The organism is Nocardiopsis ansamitocini, assembly GCF_030268225.1.
GTDB classification, from domain to species: domain Bacteria; phylum Actinomycetota; class Actinomycetes; order Streptosporangiales; family Streptosporangiaceae; genus Nocardiopsis_D; species Nocardiopsis_D ansamitocini.
In genome coordinates, this window is sequence record NZ_BSQG01000011.1 from 1 (window position 1) to 18,667 (window position 18,667).

At 67.0% G+C, this 18,667-nt stretch carries 16 protein-coding genes; 7 read left to right on the forward strand and 9 right to left on the reverse strand.

From position 1 onward, the window contains the following. The 4 genes from QSJ59_RS21550 to QSJ59_RS21565 all read left to right on the forward strand — a co-directional run. Positions 1 to 478: nucleotide disphospho-sugar-binding domain-containing protein (locus tag QSJ59_RS21550; RefSeq protein WP_285761560.1), on the forward strand; the 478-nt coding region annotated here is incomplete at its 5' end. Positions 479 to 827: 349 nt separating this feature from the next. Next, positions 828 to 1,763: an ABC transporter ATP-binding protein gene (locus tag QSJ59_RS21555; protein WP_285761561.1), complete on the forward strand. Its 936-nt coding sequence runs from the start codon at positions 828 to 830 to the stop codon at positions 1,761 to 1,763. 23 nt (positions 1,764 to 1,786) lie between these two features. Next, positions 1,787 to 2,965: an ABC transporter permease gene (locus tag QSJ59_RS21560; protein ID WP_285761562.1), complete on the forward strand. Its 1,179-nt coding sequence runs from the start codon at positions 1,787 to 1,789 to the stop codon at positions 2,963 to 2,965. Next, positions 2,962 to 4,116 (forward strand): ABC transporter permease, encoded by a 1,155-nt coding sequence (locus QSJ59_RS21565; RefSeq protein WP_285761563.1) that lies wholly within the window; start codon positions 2,962 to 2,964, stop codon positions 4,114 to 4,116. The genes QSJ59_RS21560 and QSJ59_RS21565 overlap by 4 nt, the downstream gene beginning before the upstream one ends. A gap of 81 nt (positions 4,117 to 4,197) precedes the next feature. On the opposite strand, the gene QSJ59_RS21570 is transcribed toward QSJ59_RS21565, so the two are convergent. The 8 genes from QSJ59_RS21570 to QSJ59_RS21605 all read right to left on the reverse strand — a co-directional run bounded on the left by QSJ59_RS21570 (position 4,198) and on the right by QSJ59_RS21605 (position 12,326). Continuing rightward, on the reverse strand, positions 4,198 to 4,509 hold the full coding sequence (locus tag QSJ59_RS21570) for a hypothetical protein (protein ID WP_285761564.1): 312 nt from the start codon (positions 4,507 to 4,509) through the stop codon (positions 4,198 to 4,200). 39 nt (positions 4,510 to 4,548) lie between these two features. Beyond that, positions 4,549 to 5,025 carry a hypothetical protein gene (locus QSJ59_RS21575; protein ID WP_285761565.1) on the reverse strand — a complete coding sequence of 159 codons (477 nt, stop codon included), beginning with the start codon at positions 5,023 to 5,025 and terminating at the stop codon, positions 4,549 to 4,551. A gap of 347 nt (positions 5,026 to 5,372) precedes the next feature. Next, positions 5,373 to 5,939 carry a GNAT family N-acetyltransferase gene (locus tag QSJ59_RS21580; protein ID WP_285761566.1) on the reverse strand — a complete coding sequence of 189 codons (567 nt, stop codon included), beginning with the start codon at positions 5,937 to 5,939 and terminating at the stop codon, positions 5,373 to 5,375. 65 nt (positions 5,940 to 6,004) lie between these two features. After that, positions 6,005 to 7,357: an activator-dependent family glycosyltransferase gene (locus QSJ59_RS21585; RefSeq protein WP_285761567.1), complete on the reverse strand. Its 1,353-nt coding sequence runs from the start codon at positions 7,355 to 7,357 to the stop codon at positions 6,005 to 6,007. Between the two features lie 68 nt (positions 7,358 to 7,425). Next, entirely contained in the window at positions 7,426 to 8,823 is a 1,398-nt protein-coding gene (locus QSJ59_RS21590) for an NDP-hexose 2,3-dehydratase family protein (RefSeq protein WP_285761568.1), read from the reverse strand. Continuing rightward, positions 8,820 to 9,932 carry a DegT/DnrJ/EryC1/StrS family aminotransferase gene (locus tag QSJ59_RS21595; protein ID WP_285761569.1) on the reverse strand — a complete coding sequence of 371 codons (1,113 nt, stop codon included), beginning with the start codon at positions 9,930 to 9,932 and terminating at the stop codon, positions 8,820 to 8,822. Before QSJ59_RS21595 ends, QSJ59_RS21590 begins: the two co-directional genes overlap by 4 nt. Positions 9,933 to 10,058: 126 nt before the next feature. Beyond that, a complete protein-coding gene (locus QSJ59_RS21600; RefSeq protein ID WP_432707516.1) occupies positions 10,059 to 10,562 on the reverse strand; it encodes an LmbU family transcriptional regulator in 504 nt (167 codons plus the stop codon). A 507-nt stretch (positions 10,563 to 11,069) separates the two neighbouring features. After that, positions 11,070 to 12,326 carry an activator-dependent family glycosyltransferase gene (locus tag QSJ59_RS21605; RefSeq protein ID WP_285761570.1) on the reverse strand — a complete coding sequence of 419 codons (1,257 nt, stop codon included), beginning with the start codon at positions 12,324 to 12,326 and terminating at the stop codon, positions 11,070 to 11,072. Between the two features lie 669 nt (positions 12,327 to 12,995). Between QSJ59_RS21605 and QSJ59_RS21610 the strand changes: the two genes are divergently transcribed. From QSJ59_RS21610 to QSJ59_RS21620, 3 genes are all read left to right on the forward strand, one after another. Beyond that, positions 12,996 to 14,348: a nucleotide sugar dehydrogenase gene (locus QSJ59_RS21610; RefSeq protein WP_285761571.1), complete on the forward strand. Its 1,353-nt coding sequence runs from the start codon at positions 12,996 to 12,998 to the stop codon at positions 14,346 to 14,348. 5 nt (positions 14,349 to 14,353) lie between these two features. Continuing rightward, positions 14,354 to 15,340 (forward strand): NAD-dependent epimerase/dehydratase family protein, encoded by a 987-nt coding sequence (locus tag QSJ59_RS21615; RefSeq protein WP_285761572.1) that lies wholly within the window; start codon positions 14,354 to 14,356, stop codon positions 15,338 to 15,340. Positions 15,341 to 15,456: 116 nt separating this feature from the next. Further along, positions 15,457 to 16,686 (forward strand): class I SAM-dependent methyltransferase, encoded by a 1,230-nt coding sequence (locus QSJ59_RS21620; RefSeq protein WP_285761573.1) that lies wholly within the window; start codon positions 15,457 to 15,459, stop codon positions 16,684 to 16,686. Between the two features lie 49 nt (positions 16,687 to 16,735). Here the strand turns inward: QSJ59_RS21620 and QSJ59_RS21625 are convergent, their stop codons facing one another. Then, entirely contained in the window at positions 16,736 to 18,589 is a 1,854-nt protein-coding gene (locus QSJ59_RS21625; protein ID WP_285761574.1) for an AfsR/SARP family transcriptional regulator, read from the reverse strand. Positions 18,590 to 18,667 lie beyond the last annotated feature (78 nt).

Genomic DNA, 18,667 nt, shown 5'->3' on the forward strand with positions numbered 1-18,667 from the left:
CCTCGACGCCGAAATCATCGCCACCATCCCCACCGCCCACCACCACACCCTCGGACCCATCCCCCCCAACACCCGCCTCGTCGACTACGCCCCCCTCCACGCACTCACCCCCACCTGCCACGCCATGATCACCCACGGCGGCACGGGGACCGTGTTCACCTCGCTCACCCACGGGGTTCCCCAGCTGATCGTTCCGCGGCCGACCTTCGACGAGCCGCTCGTCGCGGAGCTGATGCGACGGCAAGGAGCAGCGGTGGTCCACCCCGACCCGACCCCGGACGCGGTCGCGCGCGGAGTGGCGCGCCTGATCGCGGAGCCGGGGTTCGCCCGGTCGGCCGACCGCCTGCGCCGGGAAATGCAGGACATGCCCGCCCCCGCCGACCTCGTCCCCCTCCTCCACGACCTCACCGCCGATTTCCGGCAGGGCAATCCGAAATCGGCGTCCGCACCGTCCCCGCACACGGGCGGTGGCGGCTGAGAACAACATCCATTGAGCAGGAGATCCGTTATCGTGTGCGGCCCGTTCCCCCGCCACAAGGGCACCCAGCCCATTTGCGGCGGCCGGCTCGCCCTGCCCACGAAAGGCCATGGCCGAAATTCGTGGACAACCGGCGGCGCCGGAAGTAACGACAAAAATCCCGCGCTGACCTCGACGCACCGTGTGGTTCACTGCACTACGACCACAGCAAATAGGTAATTGAGTGCCCCTTCTCAGGCCCGTCCGCCCAACGCACGGACGAAAAGCAGACGGCGTGCACTCCACAGCAAGAATCCACCCCGCAAAGCCCTGTCAAGGGCCACCAACCAAGGATGGTGAAAAAGAAACCGTGCCGTTCCTGGAAGTCGAAGGAATCTCTAAGAGCTACGGTTCGACCAAGGTCGTCGACAACGTGAGCTTCTCGATTGCCGAAGGCGAGACATACGGGCTCCTCGGTCCCAATGGCGCCGGGAAGACGACGACGATCTCGATCATCGTCGGAATCCTGCAACGCGATTCCGGCTCGATCCGCATCAACGGAAAAGAACACAGCGTCACCGACAAGGCGAGCAAGGCGCACATCGGTTTCGTGCCCCAGCAGCTGGCGGTGTACCCCGACCTGAGCGCGGTGGACAACCTCCGGTTCTTCGCCAGGCTCTACGGCCTCTCCAGAGCCGACGCACGCCGCAGGAGCGAGGAGGTCCTGGAGGTCATCGGCCTGTCCGACCGCGCCGGCGAGACCGTCTCCGCGTTCTCCGGCGGGATGGCGCGAAGACTCAACATCGGGATCGGTCTCCTGAACCGTCCCGGCCTGCTCATCCTCGACGAGCCGACCGTCGGCGTCGATCCGCAGAGTCGCAACGCGATCTTCGAGAACGTCAAGAAGCAGACCGGTGAGGGCGTGGCCGTCCTGTACACCACCCACTACATGGAGGAGGCCGAACGCCTCTGCGACCGGGTGGGCGTCATCGACGGCGGCCAGATCAAGGCGGAAGGGACCCAGCGGGAGCTGGTCTCCGCGGTCGGCGAGGACGACACCATCGTCCTCAGGATGGACGGCGGGCGGGAAAGCGCGATTCGCACCCTGGAGGCGCTCCCCGAGACCAAGCAGGTGAGCGGCGAGGGCTCCGAGATCACGATGCTCGTGGCCGACGCACGTGCGGTGCTTCCCCAGGTCCTCGACTCGCTGACCCAGACCGGGACGGTGCTCCGCTCGGTCGAGGTGCGCGAACCCGACCTGGAAGCGGTGTTCCTCCACCTCACCGGCAAGGCACTGCGGGACTGACCACGGAATCGAGGAGCACAGCGATGTCCGCCATCCTGACCATTCTCATCAAGGACCTGCGCCAGCGCAGCCGAGACGGCACCCTCCTGCTTTTCGCGCTGGCACTCCCGCTCGGCCTGGCGTTCATGCTCAACGCACTGCTGGGCGGATCGTCCGGTAGCGGCGAAGGAGGGTTCACCGCCGAGTACACCGTCGTCGACGAGGACGGCGGCGACGTGGCGACGGCGTTCACCGAAGGGGTCCTGGGCCCGCTGGAGGACGACGGGCTGCTGACCGTCACCACCGCCGCCACCGAAGACGACGGGATCGAGTCGGTGGAGTCGGGAGACGCCGACGCCGCCTTCATCATCCCCTCGGGTTTCTCCGACTCCCTCGCCGACGGCGAATCCGTGGAACTGACGGTGATCGGCAGCGCCAACGCACCGGAGGCCGTCCAGGTCGCCCGGGAGATCGGCCGCGCATTCGCCGGCGAACACCGCAGAATCCAACTCGCCGTCACCATCGCCGCCGAGGGCAGCGACACCGACGGCGCGGAACTCGCCCAACGGGCCGGCGAGACCGCCGCGCCGGTGACGGTGGAGGAGGACGCCTCGGCCCAGCGCCGAGAACTCGACACCGTCACCTACTACTCGGCCGGCACGGCGTTCTTCTTCTTGTTCTTCGCCGCGATGTTCAGCGTGAACAGCATTTTCGAGGAACGCGGCAACGGAACGTTGGCCCGCCTGTTGGCGGCACCGATCTCCCGCCCCGGGGTCCTGGCCGCCAAGTTGTCCAGTGCCGTGCTCGTCGGGATCGCCAGCATGGCCATCCTCGTCATCGCGTCGAGTCTCCTCTTCGGCGCGGACTGGGGAGCTCCCCTGGGGGTGGCCGCTCTCAGCGTCTCCGGGGTTCTGGCCGCCGTGGGGATCACCGCCGGCGTGGCGGGATTCGCCGGCAATTCCGAGCAGGCACTGAACTGGCTTTCGGTGATCGCCATGCTACTCGGAGTGCTCGGAGGTGCTCTTTTCCCGATCACCCAACTGGGCGCGCTGTCGACGCTCAGTTACTTCACGCCGCACCGATGGTTCCTCGACGGCCTGGCGAACCTGTCCGCGGACGGATCGGTGGCAACCGTGCTGACGCCGGTCCTCGTCCTCTTGGGCATGGCCGCCGTCGGTGGCGGAGCGGCCCTGTTCCGCATGGGAAGGATGCTGCACTCATGACGAAGCCGGTTACCATCGGCCTGCTCAACCTGCGCCGTGTCTTTCGCGACCGGACGAACATCTTCTTCGTGATCCTCCTGCCGTTGCTCATGGTCTTCACGACAGGGCTGATGTTCGGCCAGGACAGTTCGCGTCTCGGTGTCACCGGGGCCGCGGAGGGCCCCCTCGCCGAACGGCTGGTCGCCTCGTTGGAGGGGACCGAACACGCCACGGTGGAACGGGTCGGGTCCGAGGAGGCGTTGCGGGACCTGGTCGAGCGCGGCGCGGTCGACGCGGGCCTGATCGTCCCGGAGGGCTACGACGAGCGGGTACGCGAAGGCGACGCCGAGGTCAGCGTCCTGAGCCGCCCCGATGACTGGGGGGCCCTGAACCTGACCACCTGGGTGCGTTCGATGGTCTCCCAGGAGGCGACCCTGCTGGGAGCCGCACGGTTCGCCGAGGCGGAGTCCGGCGGGGACTTCGACACACGGCTCGACGATGCCGAGAACGCCGACATCCCCGGTATCGAGGTCGCCGCCGTCACGACGGGGGAATCCGTCTTTCCCGAGGACGTCAGCCAGTACGCCCTGGCCGCACCGCCGATCCTGCTGTTGTTCACCTTCCTGACCTCGCTGACGACCGCCATCGGCATCGTCCAGACCAGGCAGTCGGGAATCGCCCGGCGGATGTACTCCACACCGACGGGCGTGGGCACCATCGTTTTCGGCGAGGCCCTCGGACGGTTCGTGATCACGCTCACCCAGGCGCTGCTCATCCTGTTCGGATCGGCGCTGCTGTTCGGCGTCGTGTGGGGCGACCTCGTGGCGACCGCAGCCGTACTCACCGCGTTCTGTCTCGTGGGGAGCGGCGCGGCGATGCTTCTGGGGTCGGTGTTCAAGACGGAGGGCAGCGCGGTCTCAGCGGCCCTCGGGATCGGACTGGCTGCGGCAGCCGCGGGCGGGACGATGGTCCCGTTGGACGCGTTCAGCGGCGTGGTCCGCGCGGCGGCCTATGTCACCCCGCACGCCTGGGGCTACGAGGCGTTCAGCGAGATCGTGCGCCATGGCGGGGGCATCATCGATGTGCTTCCCCAGATCGCGGTACTGCTCGGCTATGCGGCGGTGCTCTTCGGGTTGGGCGCCTGGCGTCTACAGAAGGTCATCACGCGATAGACGGGGCCGGGGTGGTGCGGCAGGGTCCCTGAGGCACCCGGCGCACCACCCCGCGTCCGTCCCGTGCAAAGAACCGGGAGGTTACTGCTGTGCGGCAGCAGTATCGGCTTCCCCGCTCTCCTTCTCGCCTTCCTTTGCCGCGGCCTTCTCGATGATGAAGTCCGCGAGGTCCTCGAAGGTCTCACCGGAGAAGGAAGGGATCTCCTCCAGCAGCATCACGTCGTAGTTGTCTTCGAGTGTGAGGATCAACTGGACGACGGCGAACGAGTCCAGATCGGTCATGCCGGTCGGTTCGGGCAGATCGATCTGCGGTTCCGCCGAGGCGAACATCAAAATGGTGAACGCCTGCACCTTGATCTGGGAGACCAGTTCGTCCCGGTCGATTACGGCCATCGCTACCAACTCTTTTCTTTCGGAATCTGCGGAAGGGAGTCAGCGGTCGGCCGGAATTCGGACGAGCCACTTCAGGAACCTGGCCCCGTATTTCTCCCAGTAACTCCGGTCGATGACGAAGAGCCTCGCGCTTTTGTTCTCAAGCGGATTGCGAATTCCCTCGGGGAGGATCTTCTCCTCCCTGATGATCGCCCGGTTCGCCCCGAACATCTCCGAGTCCTCCTCGGCCGACCAGAAGCAGACCCTGTCGACCTCCCATTGGGCGAACGCGTAGTTCACGAGGAGGACGTTGGCTTCAAGGGTGATTCCGAGGGCGCCGGTTTCGGGGTCCATCAGCACGTCGATCTGCATGAGGGACCCGCCGGCGCCGACCCGGGAAAAGGAGCAGAAACCGACGACCGAGTCGTTCACCGTGCTCGCGATCAGGAACTGTGCCGCGACGTCATCGGGTTCCTCCGGGACACTGGCCAGAACCAGGGAAGCGGCGGGAAGACCCGCGAGACCTTCTTTCTCCACGATTTCCCGAACACCCGACGCCGTTTGGGAAACGATCGGCCGAAGCTCGGTTCTACGCGTCCTCGTATAGGGGGAATTCATAATCGACCGCCTCGATCTGCACTCCGGATTGGGAGGTTCTCCATACCACTCCTGGATCGGCCGAAAAATTCGCCGCCAGGGAAAACGATGCCACCGAAAAACGGAGGCGTTCCCACGTCCCGCCGGCGGGACGGTGGCCTCCGTCGAATCGCCCTGCGGACGATAACGCACCACCGGTTCACTGTCATTGACGACGGTGGCGGCGCAGCGGTCGCCCGTTCGTCCGCGGAGGTCACGGCCGCTCACGCACGGACCGGGTACTCGCCTCAGGAACGTGCCGCCCGCTTGCCGCGGTTGACGAGCCGTTCGAGCATGACCGAGCCCTCACGTTTCCAGGATTCCCTGGAGATCGAATAGCAGTGCATATCCCAGAGCCGCCCCATGAGGAACACGTGCTTGGGGAACGTCGCCTCCTTCGGCGTCGCGGAGAGGGACGACTTGAAGCGGTGCATGCTGGCATCGGTGGTCTGGATGTAGACCTTGCGGATGTCGTCCCACGTGGCGAAGGCGTAGTTGACGAGCAGCATCATCGCCTCGGTGCCGACCCCGTAGGGAAGCTTGTCCACGTCCATGGAGATGCCGAGCTTCAGGTGCCCCGCCGGGTCGCGCTCCCGTAGCGACGCGATCCCCAGGATCTCTCCGCTTCCGCGCAGTTGGACGGCGAACGCGGCAGCGACCGTCTCGGGGAGGTCGTCGAACATGCTGAGGAAATCCTCAAGGGGCGGAAGAGGTTCCAACCCGGTCTTCAAGATGCAGTCGTAGAAATCGCTGCCGTGTTCTCTGGACGCGGGCAGGAACCTCACCCGCGGCGTTTCGAGGTGGGGCAAGAACAAGGGGTGTCACCTTCACTACTCGACGAAGAAAACCAGGAGGTGGGGACGGGGCCGCGATCCACCACTCATGACGGCCCGGGCACGCGCGCGTCCCGTCCTTCGGACGTCACGGCCCCTTCGGTGCGGTGCGCGGCGACGAGCTCCTCAAGGACGGGAACGAGGTCGACGGGGCTGGGCATGTCGAGCACCTCGGCCCGCAGTCGTGCGGCCCGGTGCCGAAAACTCGGGTCGGTGAGCAACCGGCCCACGGCCTCCGCCACCGCGCCCGCGGACATCTCCGTACCGGGGAGTTGCAGCCCGGCCCCCTGCGCGACGAGGCCGCGGGCGAGCAGGGACTCGTCGAACTGATACCGCGGCATGACGAGGTCGGCGAGGATGAGCTGCGGAACCCCGTGGTAGAGCGCGGTGAGGTAGGTTCCGGCTCCGCCGTGGTGGACCACCGCGGCGCAGTCGGTCATGAGCACGTGCAACGGGACGTATTGGACGATACGGATATTGTCCGGCAACGGACCGAGTTCTTCGGCCTGTTCGGCCGGCAGGGTCGCCACGATCTCCGCGTCCAATCGGGCGAGCTCGGTCAGGAGTTCGGCGATGGACCGCATGCGGCCGGAGTCGAAGCGCTGTGTCGTCGACGCGCCGAGGGTCAGGCAGACCCGGGGCCGTTCGGCGGCCCCGCGCAACCACTCCGGCACCTCGGCCCTGCCGTTGTAGGGGATGTAGCGCACCGGCAGGTGCCGCGCCTGTGGTTCCGGTTCCAACCGCAGTGTCTTCGGGCAGGGATCGACGGTGGCGTGGCCCCGCACCAGCGACTCGGAGAACTCCACCCCGTAACGGGCGGCGCGCTCCCCCAGCCAATCGGCGAGCAGGTCCTCCTGCTCCTCCGGCGGCTGCTCGACCATTCGGCGCAGGAAAGCCGCACGCATACGGCCGGTCACGTCCATGCCCCACAGGAAACGGGCGTGCATCGCCCCGCACGCTTCCGCGGCGATCGACGCCGCGAAGGCCGTGGGCTCCCAGAGCACCAGGTCGGGTTTCCAGGAGCGGGTCAACGTCACGAGGTCGTCGAGCATCGGGTCGTTGACGATCTTCCACCACCACGGGACGAAGTCCCGGTACCCGTCCCTCAGGTACTCCCATCCCAGGGTCTCGGGACGGTCCACGCTTCCCATGTCGAAGCCTTCGTCCTCCTCCTCGCCGGTGAACGCGTCCTGTAGGAACGTGTGGAACGTCAGGTACTGGTACAGGACGTGGTTGTCGCCCACGAGGGACGCCGGGAGCCCGGTCTCCAGGATGGCGTCGGTGAGCGTGGGCTGGCTCGCCACCTGCACTTCGTGTCCCGCTGCGCGTAGCGCCCATGCCAGGGGGATCATGCTCAGCATGTGGGTCTTCTCCGCCTGCGTCACTACCAGGACCCGCATGGCCCTCCGTTCGCGTGTCGTTGGGGATCGGCTTGCCGGTTCCGCCCGGGTCGGGGACGGCCCGGGCGTCACCAGAGGGCGTGCAGGCACGCGAGGAGGGTGCGCGCCTCGATGGTGAGGTAGTGGCTGTGCCGGACCAGGTCCATGAGCTGGCCGACGGTGACCCAGCAGTAGCCGTCGGGGGTCTCCAGCGGGACGTCCGGTCCGGCCTCGATCACCCGGTAACGGGTCTGGGCGTGGTGGAAGCGCCCGCCTTCCTCGGAAAGCACCACGTCGCTGCGGATCCGGGCCGGGTCGTCGGTGAGCGCCGTCTCGGCGAACGGGTCGGCCGCACGGGTGTCCGCCGTGGAGCGGCGCTGCACCGTGGGGCCGATCTCGATCGCGCCCGGCAGCCCCGGCTCGGGCGTGGCACGGACGAGGACGTGGAGGACGCCGTCGATGGCGCGGGTCACGAAGACCGCGAGCCCCTGCTGCCAGGGGGCGAGCAGTGGCTGGGTCCACTCCCGCACTTCCCGGTTGCCGGCCCGGACACGGGCGGCGATGATCTGGAAGACCTCGCGCGAATCGTCACTGATCGCGTCGTCGCTCCGCGTCCAGCCGGTGATGTCGGACAGCGGCACGAGCTGGGTCGTGTGCTCGCAACGGGCCCGTGCATCGGTGAGCCAGCTGATGACCTCCCCGAGCGTGTTGCGGGCCTCGGGCGCGTCGTCGACCGCGTCGTAGGAGCGCAGAAGTGCCCGCACGAAAGGGTCGGTGGACGTTTGTGCCGCCTCCTGGGGACGCGCCAGCGGCATGCAGGCGAGGACCGTCCGGGCGTCCATGTTGACCAGGTTGTCGGTGAGCAACAACCGCCGCAGCTGGTGCAGGGTGAGCCAGCAGAAGTCCTCGTTCTCGGGTACTTCTCCCGTTGCCTCTACGACGATGTTGCGATTGCTCTTGCGCCAGAACCACGCGCCCTGTTCGGACTGCAGCACGTCGACGAGGACACGGCCCCGAGCGGGGCCGTGGAAGTACTCCACGTAGGGCGTCGGGTTGCCCTGGTGCACCCGCGTGTAGTTGCTGCGCGTGGCTTGGACGGTCGGCGAGAGCTGGCGCACGTTGAGATTGCCCGGTTCGAACTTCGCCTGCATCAGGCAGTGCAGTACCCCGTCGAACTCCTTGACGAGGATGCCGAGGATGCCGACCTCGGGCTGGTTGATGATGGGCTGGGTCCGAACCGTCCCGGCCCCGTCGTCCACTCGCAGCCCTTCGACGGTGAAGAACCGACCGCTCTCGTGGCCGAGGTCCCCGCTGTCCCGGTCGAAGTCCCAACGGTCGAGCTCGCGGAAGGGGATGCGCGTCACCTCGAATGCACCGGAGCGCGGCCGCCCCTCCCACCAGTCGCGGAAGGCCGGCCCGGGGACGGCCGCCCCGTCCCGCGCGCCGGCGGACGCGGCGAAGCGGGCGGCCGTCTCGGAGCGCGTCACAGTTTGGCCAGGGTCTCGCGCAGGGCGTCGATCGTCCGGTCCTGCTCCTGCCTGGTCAACGAGGGGTACATGGGCAGGGAGAAGATCTCGTCGGCGAGCCGCTCGGTCACGGGCAGCGCTCCCTTCTCGTAGCCGAGGTGGGAGAAGCCGGTCATCGTGTGCGCGGGCCACGGATAGCTGACGTTGAGCGAGATGTCGTGGGACTTCATCGCCTCGATGATGCGATCGCGCTGGGGGTGGCGGACGACGTAGAGGTAGTAGGTGTGTTCGTTGCCGGGTGCGGTGACGGGGAGGACCAGTTCGGTGTCGGCGAGTGCCTCCGCGTAGCGGGCCGCGATGGCCTGCCGGGCCGCGATGTAGTCGTCGAGGCGGGTGAGCTTGCGCCGCAGGATCTCGGCGTGCACCTGGTCGAGGCGGGCGTTCTGCCCGTTCGGCTCGACGACGTAGTAGCGCTCGCGGCCCATCCCGTAGTAGCGCAGACGTCTGAGACTGGCGTCCACCTCGGGGTCGGAGGTGATGGTGGCGCCCGCGTGGCCGTAGGCACCGAGGATTTTGGTCGGGTAGAAGGAGAAGGCTCCCGCGTTGCCGATGGAACCGGCGATGTGTCCGTAATAGCGCGCACCGTGCGCCTGGGCGCAGTCCTCCAGGATGAGCAGGTCGTGCGCGGCGGCCACCTCCTGGAGGGGCGCCATGTCGACGCACTGGCCGTAGAGGTGCACGGGAAGGATGCAGCGGGTCCGCTCGGTGATGACCGAGCCCACTTGCCCCACGTCCATCAGATAGGTGTCGGGGTCGATGTCGACGAAAACGGGCTTGGCACCGACCAGGTCGATGGCCAGCACCGTGGGTGCTGCTGTGTTCGAGACGGTGATGACCTCGTCCCCGGGGCCGACCCCGATCGCCCTCAGCCCCAGGACGAGGGCGTTGGTCCCGTTGTCGACTCCAACACAGTGGGGAACCCCGTGATACTCCGCGAATTCGTCCTCGAAGGAGTCGACGAACGGCCCCCAGATCAACTGCCCGGATTTGAAGACAGTGTCTACGGCGTCGAGGATGTCCTCGCGCTCCTTCTCGTACTCATTCAGGTATCCCCACACATAAGCGGTCATGAATACGCCACTTTCGAAAATCGTCGGTGAATTTTCCCGGTTCCACGGGAGAATCAGCCTCGGAGAGCAGAAAGATTTACCTCTTCGAGAGCCGCGTCAACCACGAAACCTCTGACGAGGATTCGCTTACCTGCCTTCCAGCGCGGCCACTGCGGCTTTGTCGAGATTGGACTCGACCCACTCCTGGAGCCCCATCCCGGCGCCTTCCGCGGCCAGCTGCCACTTCTGCTTGCGGTCGGTCGGAACGCTCAGCTGGAGGTAGGTGAGCTCCTCGCTCTTGCGCACGCCCTTGGCCTCGCCCCGGATCCTGCGCCTGAGCTCGTTCCTGGACCACCCCCCGGCCTCCGCCTCGGCCAGCCATTTCTCCTGGTCGAGTTCGGCGAGGCCGGCCACCTCGGCGTGATGCTGGAAGCTCAGGTTCTCCCGTCGGCGCGACGGTGTGAACTTGCGGGCGATCCAGGCGTAGTTGCGCAGGGTCTGGTAGTCCAGGGACGTCGCCCCGATTGCGCGTTTGTACCGGTCCGGGTAGTGGTGCTGCCCGTAGATGAGCCAGTCCCCCAGCCACCAGGCGGATGCGTCGGAGATGACGAAGATGTGCCGCCCCAGCCGCTCCCACACACCCAACGGCATCCCGTCGGGGATCGAAAGGGTGGTTCTTCGCGTCGAATACCCTCTGTCTCCGAAGGAGAACTTACCGTTGTCCCCCAGAGAAACTCTTTCCTCGCGTCGGACCGAACGGCTTTCCCTTGCCGATTCCGGCCTGAGCGTTTTCACCGCTGATTTCGCCATCGTGCCACGAGTCCTCTCTCCGTTTTTCGCATACGGGCGCGTACGACCGTGTGGAGCGACGTTCCCCAAGACGCCCTGAATAGGACTTGACTCGATATCGAATACCCCCGAACCACGGCTGAAGATTCCCCCCTCGGCACCAAAGAGAGCCAAGTGAAAGCCGGTTCGTTGGGATTGTGCCAGAGCCTTTCGTGACAACGTCTAGACAGCTTCTAGACGCCGCTTGACTGCGCCGGACCGCCCTACCGCTGGGAAGGCTCCCACGCGCTACCGACAGGTACTCCCACGTCATCGCCGTTCCTGTTCCGATTGGCCGCCCACCCCCTTGTCCACGGGGTGGACAGGGCTTCAGCCGGTGAGGTCGTGGAGGAGGGGGACGAGGTCGGCGGGGGCGGGCATGTCCTGCATTTCCCTGCGCAGGCGGTCGGCCGACCGGGCGAATCGCGGTTCCGCGATCAGGCGCGCCACGCCCCGACAGACCGCGTCGGCGTCTGCGACAGCGGGGGGCAGCACGAGCCCGGCGCCCGCCTGGGCCACTCGTTGCGCCAGGAGCGGGGTGTCGAACAGCCGCGGATGCGGCGTGATGACCTGGGGCACCCCGTGGGTGAGCGAGGTGAACACGGTCCCCGGCCCGCCGTGGGTGATCATGGCGTGGCAGGTGGGGGTGAGTGCGTGGAGGGGGACGTAGTCGACGAGGCGCGTGTTTGCGGGGACCGGCCCCAGGCTGTGTTGTTGCGCTGCGGGGATGGTGGCGATGATCTCGGCGTCGAGGTCGGCCAGCCCCGACAGCACGTCCTTGACCGCGACCGTGTAGTCGCCGAACCAGTCCGCGGTGCTCGTGCCCAGGGTGAGGCAGATGCGGGGTCGGTGGGGTGGGGTGCGCAGCCAGTGGGGGACGACGGCGCGCCCGTTGTAGGGGACGTAACGGGTGGGGAGGTAGTGGGGGCCTGGCGGCGGGGTGGGGGCCTTGAGCGCGGGCGGGACGAAGTCGATGGTGGCCTGGCCGTGGACGAGTTCTTCGTCGTAGTCGAGGCCGTAGCGTGCGGCGAGGGCGGTGAGCCAGGCGGCTAGGGGGTCTTCTTGCTGGTCGGGGGGCTGCTCGCCCATCCGCCGCAGGAAGGCCGCCCGGGTCTGGGAGAAGAGGTCGACTCCCCAGAGGAAGCGGACGTGGGCGGCCCCGCAGGCCCTGGCCGCGATCGCCCCCGCGAACGTCGTGGGCTCCCAGATCACCAGGTCCGGACGCCACTGGCGGCACAACGCCACCAGGTCGCCCAGCATCGGCTCGTTGACCATGCGCCACCACCACGACACCATCTGGCGGTACTCAACGCGAAGGTGCGTCCAGGGGAGGTCCCAGATGCGGTCGTCCGCCCAGTCCAGACCGCCGCCTGCCCCCGGCAGCTTGCTGAGGCGCCGTAGCGTCGCACGCAGGGTGTGGTCCTTGCCCACGGGCACGAAGGGCAGTCCGGCGCCGGTGACCACACCTTCGAGTTCGGGCTGACTGGCCACCCGCACCTCGTGCCCGGCCGCCCGCAACGCCCAGGCCACGGGAACCATCCCCAGAAAATGCGTCCGCTCGGCCTGGGCCGCGATCACCACGCGCACGAATCCCCACTCCTCAAGTCTTTGTTGTGAAAACCGGCGATCGAAGTCGATGGAACACAGCGAAAATCCCGAGGAACGGGGACTTCAAACAACCCGATTACCATGACGGCAGAGCGGGATTTACTGCCGTCACGTTTATCCGGCGGAGCAGGGCGCCGAAGGAATGGCCACCCACCGCTGGAAAGCAATACCGTATTTCGCGCAGGGTACGCCACTCCGCGACCGTCACGCGAACACCCGCAGGCCGGGCGAAGAACGCATTGGGCCCCCGCATCGGCCACCGCACAGCAGATCCTCCTCGTTTGCCGAGCTCCGAGCGGCTGCCATCTCTCGGTTCCCCTACCGTTCACCACCGGAGGGGAACCACGCCCGGAGAGGAACTCCACCGCGGATATCATCACCGCAATCAGTCTTTCCCCGCCCTCGAACTGCTATTACAATGCAGCAGGCATCGGAGGCGCAGCCCCACCCTCCCGGGAATACACCGGATATATTCTCCGTGCGCTCCCGACCGTCGGGCCCCGCCAATCTCCGACCACCACCCAAAGACTTCTCACCGCGAAACCGGTTAGCATCCGTGCGCCCAGCAGGTGGGTTCCAGCGAAATTCCGTCACCGCGAAGGTCCCTGTCCTATTGCAGCAGCGAACTGAGAGCCGAAAGGATTCCCTATGCGTTTCCTGCCAGATCGGGAGGACACCACGACCGCGGTCATCGGTCTGGGCTACGTCGGTTCATGCCTGGCCGCCACTCTGGCGGACACCGGTATGAATGTGGTCGGTGTCGACACCGACCCGCTCCTCGTCGAGGAACTGGAGGTGGGGACATGCCGGTTCAAGGATCCGGGCCTGCCCGAACTCCTCGCCCAGGGCGTGAGTGCGGGACGGCTCCGCGTCACCACGGATTACCAGGCCGTCTCGTCCGCAGACGTCGTCATCGTGGCGGTCGGTACCCCGATCCGCGAACAGGGCCTGCTGATGGACGCGCAACTGCGCAGCGCCTGCGCACAGTTGGGGCCCCACATCCGCCCCGGGCAGCTGGTCATCGTCAAAAGCACGGTCCCACCGGGAACGATGCGCGAACTCGTCGTCCCGCTGCTCGAAGCCGGGGGCCTCACCTGTGGCACCGACTTCGGGCTGGCGTTCTGTCCCGAGCGCCTCTCCCAGGGTGCCGCGCTCTCCGAGCTCCGCAACCTGCCGATCGTCGTAGGCGGCTGGTGCACGGCAAGTACCGAGGCCGCCGCACAATTCTGGCGCCGCACCATCGGGGTCACCCCGGTCCCGTGCTCCTCGATGGAAACCGCCGAGGTGGTCAAACTGGCCAACAACTGGTGGGTCGACCACAACATTGCCCTGGCCAACGAACTGGCCCAGTTCTGCTCCGCCATGGGTGTGGACGCCATCGAGGTCATCAAGGCGACCAACGCGGTTCCCAAGGGAGCCGGCAGTGTCAACGTCCTGCTCCCCGGTGTGGGGGTGGGCGGATCCTGCCTGACCAAGGACCCCTGGATGGTCTGGCGGGCCGCACGCGACAAGGGGGTCGAGTTGCAGACCATTGCCACCGCCCGCGCCGTGAACGACTCGATGCCGGCCTACACCGCCGGTCTCATCGTGGACGAACTGGAAAAACTGGGGAAACGGCCCGAGGAGTCGAGGGTCGCGGTCATCGGACTGGCCTTCAAGAACAACACCGGTGACGTGCGCTCCACACCGACCGCCCCTGTCGTCGCGGAGTTGATCGAGGCAGGGGCGGATGTCGCCCTCTTCGACACCCTCGTGGACCCGGCGGACGCGAAAACGATCTTCGGCGTCGGACTGGCCTCCTCGGTCGAGGAAGCCGTCGAAGGGGCCGACTGCCTGGCGGTGCTCGCATGGCACCGGGAGTTCGAGGATCTGGATCTGAACGCGCTTCGCGGCCATGCCGCCGAGCGCTGCGTCATCGTCGACGGACGCGCGCACTTTTCCGCCGAACGGGTGGAGGCGCTGCGCGCATCCGGATTCGTCTACCGCGGAATCGGAAGGTGAGCCCTGTGGCCAATGTCGTAGTGACCGGAGGCTGCGGATTCGTCGGCAGCCACCTCGTGGACAGTCTCGTTCGCCGCGGCGACAACGTGGTGGTCTTCGACTCCCAGGACCGCCCGGGCGACCAGACCGGCGACGAGGCCAACGTCAGGTACGTGACGGGTGACATCCGCGACGCCGACCAGCTCGCACGGGTGATCACCCCCGGGGTGGACACCGTCTACCACCTCGCCGCGCTGGTGGGCGTCGACCAGTACCTGAAACGTCCGTTGGACGTCATCGACGTCAACTTCTCCGGGACGCGTGCCGTGCTGGACCTGGCGGTACGCGCGGACGCCAAGGTCGTGTTCTCCAGCACCAGCGAGGTGTTCGGCAAGAACCCCGACGTGCCCTGGACCGAGGACGCCGACCGCCTCCTGGGCTCAACCACCGCGGACCGCTGGAGCTACGCGACGAGCAAGGCGCTGTCCGAACACCTCACGTTCGCGTTCATGCGCCAGCACGGCCTCAACGCCTCGATCATCCGCTACTTCAACCTCTACGGACCGCGACAGCGTCCGGCGTTCCTGGTGAGCCGCAGCGTGCACCGGGCCTTGAGGGGCATCGCCCCGGTCGTCTACGACCAGGGCCGCCAGACCCGAAGCTTCACCTACGTCGAAGACGCGATCGACGCGACCGTGACGATCGGTGCGAGCACCGACTCCCTGGGCGAGTGCTTCAACGTCGGAAGCTCCGACGAGGTGTCGATCAGGGCCGCGGTCGAACTCGTCATCGAGCTGACCGGCCTGGACATCGACTTCGACAACACCGCCACGCGGGCACACTTCGGCGATGCCTACCAGGACCTCGATCGACGGGTGCCCGACACCACGAAGATGTCCACCCGGTTGGGCTGGAAGAGCACGGTCGACCTCCGGGACGGAATCACCCGGTTCGTCGACTGGGCCCGTGCGAACCCGTGGTGGCTGGAGCAGCCGGACAGCGCCCCGAAGTAAGCCGGGTGCCCCCCGGAGATGTCTTGCCGGCGGGACATGACCGCACGCCCCGTCCCGACCTCCTGGACGGGTGTTCTCCCTCCGATAGCAGAAAATCCCGAGCAGCCGAGGAGTGCATGTTGCCCACCACATCCGAATGCCGCATTTGTTCCGGTGTCGTGAACGAGTTCTTCGACTTCGGGCGCCAGCCCCTTGCCGACGCGTTCAGGGAGCCGGGAAGCGACGAACAGGAGTTCTTCTACCGACTGGCGGTCGGCGCCTGCGCGGACTGCACGATGGTTCAGCTCATGGAAGAGGTCCCCCGGGACCGCATGTTCCACAACGGTTACCCGTACCACTCGTCGGGCTCGGTGGTCATGCAGGCGCACTTCGAGGAAACCGCGAAGGGGTTCCTCGCTGCCGAGCTCAGCGGCCCCGACCCGTTCATCGTGGAGATCGGTTCCAACGACGGCGCCATGCTCAAGGTCATCGCGGCGGCCGGGGTCCGACACCTGGGGGTGGAGCCCTCGGGCGGAGTCGCCGACCTCGCCGCGGCCGAGGGCATCACCGTCCGCAAGGACTTCTTCGAGGAGTCGACGGCGCTGGAGACCCTGGAGGCGCACGGGACGGCCGACGTCATCTACTCCGCCAACACGTTCTCGCACATCCCGTACGTGGACTCGGTGCTCAAGGGCGTCGCGGCGCTGCTCTCCCCGACCGGCTCCTTCGTCTTCGAGGACCCCTACTTCGCCGACATCGTGGAGCGGACGTCCTTCGACCAGATCTACGACGAGCATTTCTTCCTGTTCAGCGCGAGCTCCGTGGCGAACATGGTCACCCGGTTCGGTCTGGAACTCGTCGACGTCAAGCGCCTGCCGACCCATGGCGGAGAGGTCCGTTACACCGTGGCGCACGCGGGTTCGCGTCCTGTGTCCGCAGCGGTCGCCGAACTGTTGCGCGAGGAGAGGGAGCAGGGGCTCACCTCGACCGCAACGCTGGAACGGTTCGGGGCGAACGTCGAAGCCACCCGGGAACGCCTCCTGGAGAAGCTGCGGTCGCTGCGCGACGCCGGCAAACGCGTGGTGGGGTACGGGGCCACCGCGAAGAGCGCGACCGTGCTCAACTACTGCGGGATCGACTCCGACCTGGTCGAGTTCATCTGCGACAGCACTCCGGCCAAGCAGGGACGGCTGACCCCCGGTTCGCACATCCCGGTGCGCAAGCCCGAGGACTTCGCGCTGCCCTACCCCGACTACGCGGTGCTGTTCGCGTGGAACCACGCCGACGAGGTGATCGCGAAGGAGCAGGGGTTCCGCGACGCCGGCGGCCGGTGGATCAGGTATGTCCCGGAGGTCACGGTGCTCTGACCTCAGCGATCGGACCGGGACGGGGGAGGCCCCGTCCCGGTCCGATCGGTCAGCACACCGACGAGTCGAAGCCCTGCATGTCCTTGGCGTTGAGCGCACGCGCGTAGGCGCGCACCAGGGCGTTCATCCGGAAACGGCCGTCCGTCCCCTGCTGGACGAGGGAGGAGCGGTTGAGCAGGTTCAGGCCCCGCCAGGTCTCGGGCGAGTTGGTGCAGGCCAGTTTCGCCGCGGCCGACAGGTCGAAGTCCGGGGTGTCGGCCCGCCCCAGCGCCAGAAGCATCCTGGCGGCCTGCGGGGACAGGGTCCGGTAGGAGGACAGCAGCGCCGAACGTATGGAGGTGAGGGGATCACTGCCGAGGTCGAGGAGTTCCAACAGGCCGTCCTGCACGATCATCTCCTCCACGGGATCGGGCCCCGAAGTGGCGATCTTCTCTGCGGCCGCGCACAGGGCGACGGGGACGTAACCGCACATGCGCGCGATCGCCCCGAGACGCTCGTAGGACGGTGGTGTGCCTCCGCCTCTGACGATGACCTCCTCCATGACCGCGACCGCGTCCCATTCGCAGAGGCCGTCCAGAGTGATCAGGGAGGCTCCGTCGCGGACCGCCAACCCGGAGAGCCGGTTGCGGCTCGTCACCAGCACCAGGCAGGAGGAACCGCCCGGGAGCAGGGGCCGGACCTGCTCGACGAAACGCACGTTGTCCAGCACGATGAGCAGGCGTCTTCCTGCCAGCGCGCTTCGGTAGAAACCGGCCTGCTGCTGGGGATCGGTGTCCATCCCGGCGGGGACGGAAATTCCCAGGCCGCCGAGCAGGATCTCCTTGGCGTCGGTGGCCGTCAGCGGAGCGGAGTTCTCGGAGAACCCGCGCATGTCGAGGTACAGCTGCCCGTCCGCGAAATCGGTGGAGATCTGGTGGGCGAAGCGGATCGCGAACACGCTCTTGCCGACCCCTGGAGGACCGTCGATCGCGAAGACCGGCGTCTTGTCCGCTGCTTCGGGGTGGGTGGCCAGCCTGCGCAACCGTTGCAGCTCTTCCTCACGACCGCGGAGGGCGGAGATGTCCCGCGGCAGTTGCGCGGGGACGATCCGCCCGTTGCGGGTGACCGGCAACGCGGAAGGGGTGACGGCCTGTCTGCGCGAGGTGTCCTCACGCAGGATTCGTTCGTGCGCGTTCTGCAGATCGACCCCGGGTTCGATGCCCAGTTCGGTGACCAACCGGGTCCGGATGTCGCGGAACTCGGCAAGTGCCTCGGCCCTTCGGCCGCTCTCGTGGTAGGCCCGCATCAGCAGGCTGCGGACCTTCTCCCGCAGGGGGTGGACCAGCGCGAGCGTCGAGAGCTCCCCGATCGCCTCCTGGTGCCGGCCGAGCTCGATGAGCGCCCAGAGGCGTTCTTCCATGGCGGTGAACTTGAGGGCGTCCAGACGGTTGCGCTCGACCTCGATGAACGGACCGGACAAGCCTGCGAAGGCCAGCCCTTTCCAGTGCGACAGCGCCGCGTCGAGCTCGGCCACGGCGTCGTCGAGGTTGCCCCCGCTTCCGTGGCACCGCGCCTGCTGCAGATGACGGTCGAACAACTGCACGTCGATCAGTTGGGGGGAGGTCCGGAACTGGTAGCCCGAACCGTCCTGGATCAGGACCTCCGAGGGCGATCTGGCGCTGCGCTGGGGTTCGAGTAGACGGCGCAGACGTGCCACGTAGGTGTAGATGCTGCTCTCGACGGTGGCGGGCACCTTGGCGCCCCAGACCCCTTGGATGAGTTCGTCCCTGCTCACCACGCGGTTGGCGTGCATCGCCAGCACCGAGAAGACCGCGCGCTGCTTGGCCGGCCCCAGGTTGACTTCCCGCCCCTCGACCCGGACCGCGACCTCACCGAGCAGGTGCACATGCGTCACGTGGGTCATCGTTCCACCTGGATTGCAGCATCCGCTCTCATGGGCCCCGCAGTCAGCAATCAGGACAAATCATCTATATATAAGATA

Bases quoted from the DNA above. Each gene is read 5' to 3' on its own strand.
- QSJ59_RS21610 (WP_285761571.1), top strand. From the start codon at position 12,996: ATGCGTTTCCTGCCAGATCGGGAGGACACCACGACCGCGGTCATCGGT.
- QSJ59_RS21570 (WP_285761564.1), bottom strand. From the start codon at position 4,509: ATGGCCGTAATCGACCGGGACGAACTGGTCTCCCAGATCAAGGTGCAG.
- QSJ59_RS21625 (WP_285761574.1), bottom strand. From the start codon at position 18,589: ATGACCCACGTGACGCATGTGCACCTGCTCGGTGAGGTCGCGGTCCGG.
- QSJ59_RS21560 (WP_285761562.1), top strand. From the start codon at position 1,787: ATGTCCGCCATCCTGACCATTCTCATCAAGGACCTGCGCCAGCGCAGC.
- QSJ59_RS21595 (WP_285761569.1), bottom strand. From the start codon at position 9,932: ATGACCGCTTATGTGTGGGGATACCTGAATGAGTACGAGAAGGAGCGC.
- QSJ59_RS21600 (WP_432707516.1), bottom strand. From the start codon at position 10,562: ATGCCGTTGGGTGTGTGGGAGCGGCTGGGGCGGCACATCTTCGTCATC.
- QSJ59_RS21585 (WP_285761567.1), bottom strand. From the start codon at position 7,357: ATGCGGGTCCTGGTAGTGACGCAGGCGGAGAAGACCCACATGCTGAGC.
- QSJ59_RS21620 (WP_285761573.1), top strand. From the start codon at position 15,457: ATGTTGCCCACCACATCCGAATGCCGCATTTGTTCCGGTGTCGTGAAC.
- QSJ59_RS21565 (WP_285761563.1), top strand. From the start codon at position 2,962: ATGACGAAGCCGGTTACCATCGGCCTGCTCAACCTGCGCCGTGTCTTT.